We start from the raw sequence: 12,425 nt of genomic DNA, 5'->3' as shown, positions 1-12,425 counted from the left end.
TCTCCGCATATCGCTGGCGTTGCCCCCTCATCCGACCCTTCGGGCCACCTTCTCCCCGGACGGGGAGAAGAAATACCCGGCAACGTCGAGCCAGAACGATTACTCGCAAATGTCCAGCCGGCACATCAAAACAGCGACATCTGCCCCTCGTCCTTCGGCGGCTTGATCTTTGCCAGCGGTGCGCTTTCCGGCACCGGCTCGATGAGGTCGGCACCGACATTGGCGACCTTGTTGACCCTGTCCGATACCGGGATCATTTCAAAAAAATCATCCTGAACCGGCCGCATCAGATCGGCCACTTCGCGGGGCTCCTGTGTCTTGCAGTCCAGCCAGCGGCTGAAATCCTCTGGCGCGATCACCACCGGCATGCGGTCGTGGATGCGGCCGATTGCGCTATTGGCGGCGGTGGTGAGGATCGCGCCGGTATCGACCTCGGATCCGTCGGCGGAAGACCATGTTTCCATAAGGCCGGCAAAAGCGACGATGCCACCATTTTTCGGGCGAATGAAATAGGGTTGGGGTTTGCCACCCTCCTCTTTGGGAGGGCGTCGCCATTCGTAAAAGCCGGTTGCTGGCACAAGCACGCGACGATGGCGCATGGCGGCGCGGAAGGATGCCTTGCCGATGGCCGTTTCCGAGCGCGCATTGATAAGCAGAGGAAAGTCCTTGGGGTCCTTCACCCAGCCGGGCATGAACCCCCAGCGCACCAGCACGGCCCGACGGTTGGGCAGGTTGCTGCCCCGCTCCTGTCGCTCACCTTCCAGCACCACCAGAATCGGTTGCGTGGGCGCGATGTTGAAGCGGGCGGGAAAATCCTCAAGGCCGATCAGATCAAGATAGTCGGCGATTTCTTCCGGCGTCGCTTTCAGGACGAAACGTCCGCACATTCTCGTCTCCTCAGCTGCGCGGGCCGAATAGAATAAGGGCGGTGCCTGCAAGGCAGACGGCCCCGCCGGCGACATCCCATTTATCCGGCACATGCCCTTCAACGCCCCAGAGCCAGAACAGCGATGCGGCAATATAAATCCCGCCATAGGCGGCATAGGCCCTGCCCGCCGCCTCTGTCGGCACCAATGTCAAAAGCCAGGCAAAAGCGGCGAGCGCCAGCATACCCGGCAGCAATACCCACCCCGTCTTGCCGAGTTTCAGCCAGGCCCAGAAGGAAAAGCAACCGGCAATTTCGGCAAGGGCGGCCAGAACATAAATAAGATAGACCTTCATTCCACCGTCTTCTGCGTGCACAATCCAACCGATTCCCGACTATAACATCGCTGCAGAAACCGGAATCGATTTTTGCGCGGTGCATATTCGGTTCACCGGGTCCATGCACCCATAGACAGGCCACAAATGGCTGAGACAGACGAAAGCATTCATGACCCTTCGTATCAAGCCCCGCCCCGCCTCATCCGCGATCGTCAGGAATGGAGACCGCCTGCTGCTCGTTCGCCGCATCAATCCACCTTCCAAGGACATGTTCGCCTTTCCGGGCGGGCGCGGCGAAGAGGGGGAAACACCGGCAGAGACGGCGCTTCGCGAACTTCACGAGGAAACCGGTATCGTCGCACGCAAACCGCAATTATTCGCGACCTATGATCTGCCGTCGCACGATGCGCAGGGCACGCTGACGAGCCACTATTTCCTCTCCGTCTTCACCGTGGAGACTGATGCAAACCCGGCGGTGACAGCAGCGGATGATGCTGCGGATGCGGGCTGGTACACATTGGCGGAAATACGCCGGCTGCCAGCTCCTGAAAGTGTGGTGGAATGTGCCGAGCGTCTGCTTGCATGATTGCCAGCCAGCCAGAATCGCGATTATCTAGGACCCATCCGCCCGCCGGATGTTCACGAGCCAACAGTTCACGAGTATGTGTGGGGCAGACTATAATTTTGATGCGACCAACCATTTTCCTGTCTCTTTTGCTGACCATGTTGACCATGGCCGGGCAAGTGGGCGTCGCTTATGCGCAGCCTTCCAATGCCATTTCCAAGGAGGCACGCCCGCCGGAGGCGCAGCCGCCCAAACCTGCCCCCTATGACGACAGGCTGGCCCGGCTTTCGGAAATATTGGGAGCGGTGCAATATTTGAGAACCCTGTGCCCCTCCTCCGGTCCAGAGGACTGGCGCAGATCCATGAGCGATCTTCTGGCTGCGGACACAGCCAACGAGCCCGAGCGGCGTCAGCGCATGACGGCTGCATTCAACCGTGGATACCGCTCCTTTGCGGCCATCCACACCAGTTGCACACGCGCCGCTGTCATGGCAGAAGAGAGCTACCGTAACGAAGGGGCAACACTTGCTCAGGAAATCGCGTCCAGGTTCGGAAATTAGCGGTTTATTAACCTCTTTTCGCCGCAGGCCGTGCCGTTTTGATAAAAGACTGATAGTGTTGTTAACAGGGTGGTAAGGACTTGCCCGCCCTGTCGAGGATGAAAAATGCAGACGAGCCGTAACGAAATCGACGATATGATCGTGCATGAAAAGATGCAGGTCGCTCTGGAACACCAGAACGAGGCATGGGCTGACGGCATGGCCGACGGCATCGAGCCGGAGATCATCGCCGATGCCGCAATCGCTCTGGCCATGCGCGAAACCATTCGCATGCATGGCGAGGCCGGCGCTGAAGCAATGCTGGAATCGCTGCGCCAGCGCATGCTTGAAGGCGAATTTTCTCCGCAGCGGGTGATACAGTAAAGCAGGGGTCTATCATGTCTTGCCTGAGCAAGGGGCTTTTGCGCTCTTCCGCCATGCTGTCCATCCTGCTTGCCCTGACCGCGGGGTCCATTGGCTTGCCAAGCCGTGCCCTTGCCCTTTCCGAGCTGAAACCGGCGCAAAATACCGAAAGCGAGCCGCAGGCCCAAAACGGCGGAGAGCCGCAGCAGCCCCAGCCGACGGAGCCGGATGAGATCGAAGGCGATTCGGAAGGTATTCCCCTGCCCGATCCGCTGGTCGACCGTTCCGCCGGTCAGGCAAACCAGAAGCCTGCTACTCCGGACAATGCCCCTGAAATGTCCGTCGTGATCGAGCATGACATTTCCAAGGCACCGGAAGCCGTGCGCAAGCTGCGCCAGGAGATCATGGACGCGGCCGCATCGGGCGATATTGAAAAATTGCGACCCTTCATCGCGGCCGGCCAGAAAGAATTCCGGATAGACGGCAATGACGGCGAGGATCCGATCGCGGCGCTGAAAAGCTATTCGGGCGATCCCGACGGCCTTGAGGTACTGGCGATCATCATCGACCTGCTGTCGACCGGTTATGCTCATGTCGACGCCGGTACGCCCGATGAGGCCTATGTTTTCCCCTATTTCGCCGGCAAGCCGCTCAATACGCTGACCGCACCGGAAAAGGTGGAGCTTCTGCGCATCATTACGGCGGGTGACCTGGCGGACATGCAGGAATACGGCAATTACAGCTTTTACCGCATCGGCATCTCGCCTGATGGCAAATGGAAGTTCTTCACCGCCGGCGATTGATCGCATCGCAGCGCTTGCCGTTCTTTTGCAAAAATCCTAACTGTTCGAAATGAGCTTCCCGGCCAAAGCGCGTTGCTGATTTGCGCCGGGAATTGCGCGAGAACAAAAGAGAGCATATCCGCAATCGCCCTGGGCTGCCCGGAGCAACCCTGGCCGGGCATGCACTCGATGAACCGAACGGTGACGCCATGCCTTCCGCCTTTCTTGCCGACCGCCGCCTGATCAGAGTTTCCGGCACAGGCGCCGGGGAGTTTCTGAACAATCTGATTACGGCTGATGTTGAAAATCTGCCGCAGGGAGAGGCCCGCGCCTCGGCACTTCTGACGCCGCAGGGCAAGATCCTGTTCGATTTCCTGATAACGCGCGATGGGCCGGATTATCTGATCGAAACGGGTGCTGACGAACAGGATGCGCTGCTGCGCCGCCTTACCATGTACAAGCTGCGCGCACCCGTCGACCTCAAACTCGAGCCCGTGGAAGGCATGAGCCTGTTCTGGAATGAAACCGCGCCTGAAGCCGGTGTGCGGGATGGCCGTTTCGCCAAGGCCGGTATCGATCTGTTCCGCGTTGCGGGCGCATCGGCCTCCGGAGAGGCCGCCGCCTATGACGCCCTGCGCATCGACCACGGCATTGCCGAATCCGGCCGGGATTATCCGCTGCAGGACGCTTTTCCCCATGACGTGCTGATGGATGTGAATGACGGCGTCTCCTTCAAAAAGGGCTGCTTTGTCGGGCAGGAGGTGGTCTCGCGTATGAAGCATCGCGGCACGGCACGGCGGCGCGTCGTTACCGTTACCGCGGACGGCGATCTTCCCGCCACCGGGACGGAGATTACCGCCAACGGAAAACCTGTCGGCGCGCTTGGAACCATTTGCGGCAGCAAGGCACTTGCCATCGTGCGGATCGACCGCATTGCCGATGCGCTTGCCTCCGGCACGCCTTTGCTTGCGGATGACATCACCGTCTCAGTGACCCTGCCGGCCTGGACCGGCATCTCCTTCCCGGCGGCTGACCCGGCAACACGGGCGGAGGAATAAGCGTGGCGCCTGCAAAAAGTCCGCGCGCCTGGCAGCGCATGCTTTCCGGGCGGCGGCTTGATCTGCTCGATCCTTCGCCGCTTGATGTGGAAATCGCCGATATCGCTCATGGTCTTGCCCGCGTCGCCCGCTGGAATGGCCAGACGCGCGGCGATCACGCCTTTTCCGTCGCCCAGCATTGCCTTATCGTGGAAACCATCTTCTGCCGCATGTGCACGAGTGCCACGCCCGACGATATGCAGATGGCGCTTCTGCATGATGCCCCTGAATATGTCATCGGCGACATGATCTCGCCGTTCAAATCGGTTGTCGGCGGCGGTTACAAAACCGTCGAAAAACGACTGGAAGCGGCTGTGCATCTGCGCTTCGGCCTGCCGCCGCACGCGTCGCGCGAATTGAAGGACCGCATCAAGAAGGCGGATACGGTTGCCGCCTTTTTCGAGGCGACGGAGCTTGCCGGCTTTTCCATTGCCGAGGCACAGAAATTCTTCGGACTGCCCCGCGGCATTACCCGCGACATGTTCGACATCACGCCGCTTCCCTCTACCGAAGCACAGAGGCTGTTCATCGCACGTTTCGATGCAATCGAGGCGCTGCGCGCGGTCAAGACCGGGAGCGCGACATGACGGCCATTGTCGTATCGCCGCTATCGCGGATCGCGGAAATGGCCGTGAAGCACAAGGCCCGCGAAATGGTGACGCTGATCGCCAAAGAGCAAAGCTTTCACCGCCCGGCGGTGATAGCTGCCGAGCGGCATCTGACGCTTGTCATGAACGATATCGCCTTCAAGGGCACGGGCGATCTCATCGCGCCCGATGACGCGCATGTGCAGAAGCTGATCGATTTCGCGCGGGAATGGGACCAGTCGGCGCCGCTGCTCATCCATTGCTGGATGGGGGTGTCGCGCTCACCCGCCGCTGCCGTCATCGCAGCGCTCAGCCTCAACCCGGATCAGGACGAGATGGCGCTTGCTCTCAGCCTGCGCGCCGCCTCGCCCTATGCCACGCCGAATGCCCGCATCATCGCCATTGGCGACCGGCTGCTCGGGCGGGACGGCAGGCTGGTCAAGGCGATCAAGGCAATCGGCAGGGGCGCGGATACGGATGGCAACGTGCCGTTCATATTGCCGCTCAGTGCCTGACAGCATCCATTTTTGCGGAACCCCTGCGGCACCCAGTCGTTACCAACCCTGAACAGCAATGAAAATCACGGGATAATTCATGGAACAACAGGCAACCGATATCATCGTCGCATCGCAGGCCGCGGTGCGGCAGGCGAGTGCGCTTGCGGTGCAATATTCCTTCTCGATCGTCGGCGCGCTTCTGCTGCTCATCGTCGGCTGGCTGGCCGCCACATTCCTGCAGCGCTGGGCTTTTCAGGGCCTGTCGCGCATCCGCGGCTTCGATGCGACGCTTGCCGGTTTCTTCGCAGGCGCCATTCGTTACGTGGTGCTCATTCTGGTACTGGTCATGGTGCTCGGCCAGTTCGGGGTGCAGACGGCCTCCATTCTCGCCGCGCTCGGCGCCGCCGGTCTCGCCATCGGCCTTGCGCTGCAGGGCACGTTACAGAACATCGCCGCCGGCATCATGCTTCTGGTACTGCGCCCTTTCCGGGTCGGCGAATATATCGAGACAAGCTCGGTCAGCGGAACGGTCATGGAAATCGGGCTCTTTGCGACCGAGCTTAAGACCAGCGACGGGCTTTACCGCCTCGCGCCCAATTCCACGCTGTGGAACGTGCCGATCACCAATTACAGCCGCTTCCCCTCGCGCCGCCACGAATTGAGCCTGACGGTCAAGAATGACGAGGATATGGGTGCGGCGCAGGACATGCTGATGCGCGTGGTGCGTTCGGAAAGCCGGGTGTTGCTGGACCCCGCCCCCGTTACCTTCGTCGATTCGATCAGCGCCGACAGCGCCACGGTGAAATTGCGCTATTGGGTGCGCAGCGACAATTATTTCGTGACCACGCGTGAGGTGACGAAGGCGATGAAACTCGCTTTCGACGAGCGTAAGGCGAACATAAGCGTGCAACCCGCCTGAGAACAGCGTTTCCTGACCAGATCCCTTTCTCAAGCTTTCTCCAGACAGGATAGCCGGCGCTCAGCCGGCTTTCGTCGTTTTCAGGCTGAGATGATGGCAGGCACCTTGCGTCTACAGATAGACGTGTTTATACGACGTGATCGTAATGTTATTACATAACTTATTTTCGCTTTATAGACACGAAGGGCCAGAAGAATGCAAAAAACGATCACCCGCGTCACCGGCGCGCTTGCAATCGGTTCCATGCTGCTGACGACAGCCTCGGCACTGGCGGCCGGCAAAGACAAGGCTTCCTCCGCTCATAGCCACGATCACAGCCATGGCCAGACCGAAGCCGAAAAGCAGATATACAAGGGTTATTTCGAGGATGCCCAGGTGAAGCCGCGCACGCTTTCCGACTGGGAAGGCGACTGGCAGTCGGTCTACCCCTATCTGCTGAACGGCTCCCTCGACCCGGTGATGGCGGAAAAAGCGGCGCATGGCGACAAGAGCGCCGAAGAATACCGCGCTTATTATGCCATTGGCTACAAGACGGACGTCAATCGTATCATCATCAAGGGCAACAGCTTTTCCTTCTATCGCGGAGCCAAGCCCGTTGAGGCTACCTATGCCGCCGACGGCTACGAAATCCTGACCTACAAGAAGGGCAATCGCGGTGTCAGGTACATTTTCAAGAAGACCATTGGAGATGCCGCAGCTCCGCAATTCGTCCAGTTCAGCGACCACACCATCGCGCCTGCCAAGGCCGGCCATTACCACCTTTATTGGGGCAATGACCGCAAGGCGCTGCTCGACGAAGTGACCAATTGGCCGACCTACTATCCCTTCATGATGGACGGCCCCGAGATCGTGAAGGAAATGGCGGCGCATTGAGCGCCGAGACTTAAAGCTAGCGCTGTGAGAAGACTATTTCCGTCACAGCGAGCGCGTGAGGTTTTCGCCTTCTCCCCGCCGAGGAGAAGGTCGCGGCAGCGGGATGAGGGGTCGAGGGTCGAGATATTCGGCAACGTTGCCCCCTCATCCGACCCTTCGGGCCACCTTCTCCCCCTCGGGGAGAAGAAACAAGCGGGGAGCGCTCACTGCCCCATGGTCGAACGATGCGCCCAGCCGGTCATGCGCTTTTCAAGCCAGGCCATGATCGCGTACATGACGATGCCTTCCACGGCGAGCATCAGCAGGCCGGCGAAGACCAGCGGTACGTTGAACTGGCTCTGCGCCGAACTCATCATATTGCCAAGGCCATAATTCGAGGCGACGGTTTCCGAGACGACCGAGCCGACGAAGGCGAGCGTGATGGCGATTTTCAGGGAGCCGAAGAAATAAGGCATGGAACGCGGAATGCCGACCTTCAGCATGATGTCCATCTTCTTTGCACCGAGTGCGCGCAGCACATCCTCCGTTTCCGGCTCGATGGTGGCAAGGCCGGTCGCGACGTTGACGACAATCGGGAAGAAGGAGATCAGGAAGGCGGTGAGAACCGCAGGCACGGTGCCAATGCCAAACCAGATGACGAGGATCGGCACCAGCGCCACTTTCGGGATGGCGTTAAAGCCGATCATCAGCGGATAGAGCCCGGCATAGATGGTTTTCGACCAGCCGATAAAGAGGCCGATGGCGAGACCGGCGGCCACCGCAAGGGCGAAGCCCAGCGTCGTTGTATAAAGGGTCTGCAGCGAATTCTTCCAGATCGGCGACCAATATTGCACGATGGCCTGTCCGACCCTGACCGGTGACGGCAGAATGGTCGGCGGCATTTTCAGCGCATAGACCAGCAATTCCCACAGCAGGAACAGCGCCAGCGTATAAAGCCAGGGGGCGGCTTTCACCCAGTTGACCCGGTCGATCAGGGGCTTGCGCCGTGCGGCCGCCACGGTGCTTTCAACAATCGCGCTCATGCTGCCACCCTCGCCTGCGCGATCTCGCCATGCAGTTCCTGCACCATGTCGTTGAAGCCCCTGTCATACATGATATCGAGCTGGCGCGGACGGGCAAACGGCACGCGGTGCTCGGCCAGCACACGGCCGGGCCTTGCGCTCATCACGAAAATCTTGTCAGCCAGAAAGGTCGCTTCGCGCAGATCATGGGTCACAAGGATGATGGTGACGCGTTGCGCCGCGTGCAGATCGCGGATGACGCACCATAATTCCTCGCGGGTGAAGGCGTCGAGCGCGCCGAAGGGTTCATCCAGCATCAGGAGATCCGGCTCGTGAATCAAGGCGCGGCACAGATTGGCGCGCTGCTGCATGCCGCCGGAAAGCTGCCAGGGATATTTGGAGCCGAAGCCTTTGAGACCGACAATCTCCAGCAGCCGCTCTGCTTTCGCGACATATTCAGCCTTATGGGCGCGCAGGCGTCGGCGATGTTTCTCGACGATCTCCAGCGGTAGCAGGATGTTTTCCAGCGTGGTGCGCCAGGGCAGCATTGTCGGGTTCTGAAACGCCATGCCGACGATGGAAACCGGCTCCGTGACCTGCCGCCCGGCAACGATGACATTGCCCTTCTGCGGAATATGCAGCCCTGTCACCAGCTTCATCAGCGTCGACTTGCCACAGCCCGAGGGGCCGACGACGGCCGCGAACTCACCCTTGTCGACCGTCAGATTAAGGCCGGATACGGCCAGCGTGCCGGCCGACCCGCCGTAGCGCATGTCGACATTGTCTATTTCCACGAGATGTGACATCGCAGTCCCCATTTTTTCGGCGTGCGCATCGAGGCATCGAGCGCCACACCTCTATTTCGTCATCCTCGGGCTTGACCCGAGGATCCACTATTCCAGCCGCCGATGGATCCTCGGGTCAAGGGTGAGGATGACGTGGAGAAAGTCCGCCACTCAAGGCGCCAAACAGATGCCACCCCCAAATCTCCATCAGGGAAGCATGCGCTCTTCCTTGGCCGGGAGGTAGGTTGCGTCGAAGACCTGATCCGCCTTGACGTTACCCTTGAGCCCAAGCGAGACTTTCAACGTCTCGACGGAGGCGGCGAGCCTTGCCGGATCAACACCGCCCATGCCGTTTGCCACCACATAGGGCGTCTTGATGTTCATGCTGTTGGCCATGTTGAGACGTTCGAGCTCGATGGCGCTGTCGAGCGTTTCATTGCGCTTGAGCACGGCCGCCACGCCCTCTTCCGGGGTTTTGACGGAATCGGCGAAGCCCTTGGCCAGCGCCTTCAGGAAACCCTTGACGGCATCGGGGTTTTTCTCAGCGAAATCAGTGTTTACCAGCACCGCATTGCCATAGAGATTCAAGCCGTGCTCGGCCATCAAAATGGTCGAGATATCGTCATCGGCAATGCCCTGCTTCTTCAAGTTGAGGATCACCGAAAAGGCAAAACCGAAAACGGCATCGACATCGCCCTTGGCCAGCATCGGCTCACGCACGGGAAAGCCGATCGATTCGATCTTGATCTTGCTGTCATCAAGCCCGGCGACCTGTTTGAAGGCAGGCCATTGCGCAAAGGCGCCATCCGGCGGCGGCGCGCCGAGCTTCTTGCCTTCCAGCGACTTCGGATCGCCGGTGACGCCGAGCGACTTGCGGCCGACAACGGCAAATGTCGGGCGTTCATAGACCATGTAGACGGCCTTGATCTTCTGGCTCGGATCCTCATCGAGGAACTTCATCACCGAATTGATGTCGCCGAAACCCATCTGGTAGGCGCCGGTCGCGACGCGCGGAATGGCTTCCACCGAGCCGTTGCCGCTGTCGATCGTCACGTCGAGGCCTTCAGCCTTGAAGTATCCCTTGTCGAGCGCCAGCAGGAAGCCGGCGGCGGGACCTTCGAACTTCCAGTCGAGCGTGAATTTCACCGGCGTTTCGGCATGAGCGCCCGTTACGGGCAGCGTAAATCCGGCGGCAGCGCCGACAGCGGCAATGGCCAGAGCCCTGGACAACAACCTGCGCGTTAACATCATCTATTCCCCCTGATGGTTTTGTTGGATTGGTTGCATAAGACCCAATTCCAGCCCTCAAGGCAAGATAAAATTGCATACAAAATAGCCGTTATTTTGTATGCTTATTTTATATGCATCATTGATTGATATGGAGGCAAAAAGCCCTATCTCTGCCCATCTCGCATGCAACGAAGCCAGGGTAATTCCGTTCATGCAGAGAACACAGCGTTCTCATTTGCCGGGGTTGCGGATCAGGTGCAGGGTAAGACAAATAGAGCCACGAATGGCAGACAAAACGACGGGACGGCACGATGAATTCTGCACTGGGCATACACCACATCACCATGATCACCCGGAAGGTGCAGGCGAATGTCGATTTTTACGCCGGCTTCCTGGGTTTAAGGCTGGCCAAGCGCACGGCCGGCTTCGAAGACGCCATGCAGCTTCATCTGCTCTATGGCGACGATATCGCCTCGCCCGGTTCACTGCTGACCTTTCTGGTCTGGGAAGATGGCGGCCAGGGCCGTGTGGGTTATGGCCAGACACTGGAAGTGTCGCTGGCGATCGATCCCGCCAGCATCGGTTTCTGGCTGACGCGGGCGCTGAAATTCGGCATCCGCGCCGAGGGACCATCCGACGAATTCGGCGCCCCGGTCATCCGGCTGAAAGACCCTGATGGCCTCATCGTCAAGCTGGTCGGCACCCACGCCTTCGCAGATGCCACGCCGCATGTGACCAACGACATTCCGGCAGAAGACGCCATTCGCCGCATCTATGGCGCAACCGTGCTGAGCGAGGTGCCGGAAGAAACGGTGGCTTTCCTCACAAAATATTTCGGTTACCAGCAGGAAAGCCAGACGGGCGCTATCCGCCGGCTCGTTTCGAAAAGCGATGACATTATCGACGTGCGTGACGCCACCGGCTTCTGGTCCAGCGCGCCGGGCACCGGCACCGTCGATCATATCGCTTTCCGCGCGCAGGATCTGGATGAGCTGAACGCCGTGCTGGGTGAATTGAAATCGCTGAATTCCAGCACCACCAATGCCCATGACCGAAAATATTTCCATTCGCTTTATGTCCGCGAACCGGGTGGAGTGCTGATCGAAATGGCGACCGACGCGCCCGGCATGACCGTTGACGAGCCCCTGGAAGCGCTTGGCGAAAAGCTGTTCATTCCGCCGCTTTTCATGAAGGATGAGGCGGATGTGCGCGTCGCGCTGCCGCAATTCTCGATGCCCGGCGAAGAGCGTATCGTCTATCGCGACCTCCCCTTCGTGCACCGCTTCTATACGCCCGAAAAGCCTGACGGTAGCACCCTCATACTGCTGCACGGTTCCGGCGGCAGCGAGACGAGCCTGATGCCGTTGGCGCACCGGGCGGCACCGGCGGCCACGCTTCTCGGCGTTCGCGGCCGCAGCACGGAAGAGGACGTCGCCCGCTGGTTCCGCCGTTATCCCGATTTCAGCTTCGACCAGAAGGATATCGTCTCCGAGGCGGAAGCCTTTGCCGCCTTTGTCGATAGCGCGATCCGGTCCTATGGCCTTGATCCTTCGAGGCTTCGTTTTGTCGGCCATTCCAATGGTGCGAATTTCTATACCGCCTTTGCAGCGCTTTATCCGGAGCTTGCCGGAGACGCGCTACTCTATCGGCCGATGCCGGTTCTCGAAACCTGGCCGGAAACCGATCTTTCCGGGCGGAACTTCCTGCTTGTGGCCGGCGAACGCGATAAATATCGCGACAAGGCGACGGAGCTGCGAGACAGGATTTCCTCCAGCGGCGCGCAGGCCGGGGTGGAAACGGTGGATGACGGACACGAGCTTGGGCTTGCAGATATCGAGGCGGCGCGGCGCTGGCTTGCGGAGGCTTCCTGATCCGAAGTGGCGATAGCTGGATCGAGCGGGCACCGCGTGTTTCTTCTCCCCGCCGGGGAGAAGTCCGCGGCAGCGGGATGAGGGGGCAACGTCAGCGATAAACCGAGAGCTTG

15 protein-coding genes are annotated in these 12,425 nt (G+C 59.8%); 10 read left to right on the top strand and 5 right to left on the bottom strand.

What is annotated here, in order from left to right; genetic code table 11:
* Nucleotides 1-125: 125 nt before the first annotated feature.
* A complete protein-coding gene (locus AGR13A_RS05020; RefSeq protein ID WP_080834014.1) occupies nucleotides 126-887 on the bottom strand; it encodes an SOS response-associated peptidase in 762 nt (253 codons plus the stop codon).
* 10 nt (nucleotides 888-897) lie between these two features.
* Complete coding sequence (locus AGR13A_RS05015) at nucleotides 898-1,221, bottom strand: YnfA family protein (protein WP_080834012.1); 324 nt, start codon at nucleotides 1,219-1,221, stop codon at nucleotides 898-900.
* Between the two features lie 151 nt (nucleotides 1,222-1,372).
* On the opposite strand from AGR13A_RS05015, the gene AGR13A_RS05010 reads away from it, so the two are divergent.
* The 9 genes from AGR13A_RS05010 to AGR13A_RS04970 all read left to right on the top strand — a co-directional run bounded on the left by AGR13A_RS05010 (nucleotide 1,373) and on the right by AGR13A_RS04970 (nucleotide 7,425).
* A complete protein-coding gene (locus AGR13A_RS05010; protein ID WP_035218014.1) occupies nucleotides 1,373-1,789 on the top strand; it encodes an NUDIX hydrolase in 417 nt (138 codons plus the stop codon).
* Nucleotides 1,790-1,887: 98 nt separating this feature from the next.
* Nucleotides 1,888-2,328, top strand: coding sequence for a TIGR02301 family protein (locus AGR13A_RS05005; protein WP_080834010.1), 441 nt, complete (start codon nucleotides 1,888-1,890; stop codon nucleotides 2,326-2,328).
* Nucleotides 2,329-2,433: 105 nt separating this feature from the next.
* Nucleotides 2,434-2,691, top strand: coding sequence for a hypothetical protein (locus AGR13A_RS05000; protein ID WP_003496894.1), 258 nt, complete (start codon nucleotides 2,434-2,436; stop codon nucleotides 2,689-2,691).
* 14 nt (nucleotides 2,692-2,705) lie between these two features.
* Nucleotides 2,706-3,473, top strand: a complete 768-nt coding sequence (locus tag AGR13A_RS04995; protein WP_080834008.1) for a hypothetical protein — start codon at nucleotides 2,706-2,708, stop codon at nucleotides 3,471-3,473.
* A gap of 188 nt (nucleotides 3,474-3,661) precedes the next feature.
* A complete protein-coding gene (gene ygfZ / locus AGR13A_RS04990; RefSeq protein ID WP_080836557.1) occupies nucleotides 3,662-4,510 on the top strand; it encodes a CAF17-like 4Fe-4S cluster assembly/insertion protein YgfZ in 849 nt (282 codons plus the stop codon).
* A gap of 2 nt (nucleotides 4,511-4,512) precedes the next feature.
* Nucleotides 4,513-5,136, top strand: coding sequence for a YfbR-like 5'-deoxynucleotidase (locus AGR13A_RS04985; RefSeq protein ID WP_167377413.1), 624 nt, complete (start codon nucleotides 4,513-4,515; stop codon nucleotides 5,134-5,136).
* On the top strand, nucleotides 5,133-5,651 hold the full coding sequence (locus tag AGR13A_RS04980; protein ID WP_080834006.1) for a tyrosine phosphatase family protein: 519 nt from the start codon (nucleotides 5,133-5,135) through the stop codon (nucleotides 5,649-5,651). The genes AGR13A_RS04985 and AGR13A_RS04980 overlap by 4 nt, the downstream gene beginning before the upstream one ends.
* Before the next feature lie 79 nt (nucleotides 5,652-5,730).
* Nucleotides 5,731-6,552 (top strand): mechanosensitive ion channel family protein, encoded by an 822-nt coding sequence (locus tag AGR13A_RS04975; RefSeq protein WP_035218021.1) that lies wholly within the window; start codon nucleotides 5,731-5,733, stop codon nucleotides 6,550-6,552.
* Nucleotides 6,553-6,747: 195 nt separating this feature from the next.
* Nucleotides 6,748-7,425 carry a ZinT family metal-binding protein gene (locus AGR13A_RS04970; RefSeq protein WP_080834004.1) on the top strand — a complete coding sequence of 226 codons (678 nt, stop codon included), beginning with the start codon at nucleotides 6,748-6,750 and terminating at the stop codon, nucleotides 7,423-7,425.
* Between the two features lie 203 nt (nucleotides 7,426-7,628).
* Here AGR13A_RS04970 and AGR13A_RS04965 read toward each other — a convergent pair whose 3' ends face one another.
* From AGR13A_RS04965 to AGR13A_RS04955, 3 genes are all read right to left on the bottom strand, one after another.
* A complete protein-coding gene (locus AGR13A_RS04965; RefSeq protein ID WP_080834002.1) occupies nucleotides 7,629-8,447 on the bottom strand; it encodes an ABC transporter permease in 819 nt (272 codons plus the stop codon).
* Entirely contained in the window at nucleotides 8,444-9,232 is a 789-nt protein-coding gene (locus AGR13A_RS04960) for an ABC transporter ATP-binding protein (protein WP_167377412.1), read from the bottom strand. The genes AGR13A_RS04965 and AGR13A_RS04960 overlap by 4 nt, the downstream gene beginning before the upstream one ends.
* 186 nt (nucleotides 9,233-9,418) lie before the next feature.
* Nucleotides 9,419-10,462: an ABC transporter substrate-binding protein gene (locus AGR13A_RS04955; RefSeq protein WP_035218027.1), complete on the bottom strand. Its 1,044-nt coding sequence runs from the start codon at nucleotides 10,460-10,462 to the stop codon at nucleotides 9,419-9,421.
* A 290-nt stretch (nucleotides 10,463-10,752) separates the two neighbouring features.
* Between AGR13A_RS04955 and AGR13A_RS04950 the strand changes: the two genes are divergently transcribed.
* Entirely contained in the window at nucleotides 10,753-12,312 is a 1,560-nt protein-coding gene (locus AGR13A_RS04950) for a VOC family protein (RefSeq protein ID WP_080834000.1), read from the top strand.
* Nucleotides 12,313-12,425 lie beyond the last annotated feature (113 nt).

The sequence above is a fragment of the Agrobacterium genomosp. 13 str. CFBP 6927 genome (genome assembly GCA_900012615.1).
In the GTDB taxonomy this organism is placed as follows: domain Bacteria; phylum Pseudomonadota; class Alphaproteobacteria; order Rhizobiales; family Rhizobiaceae; genus Agrobacterium.
This window is presented reverse-complemented; position numbering and strand designations above follow the sequence as displayed.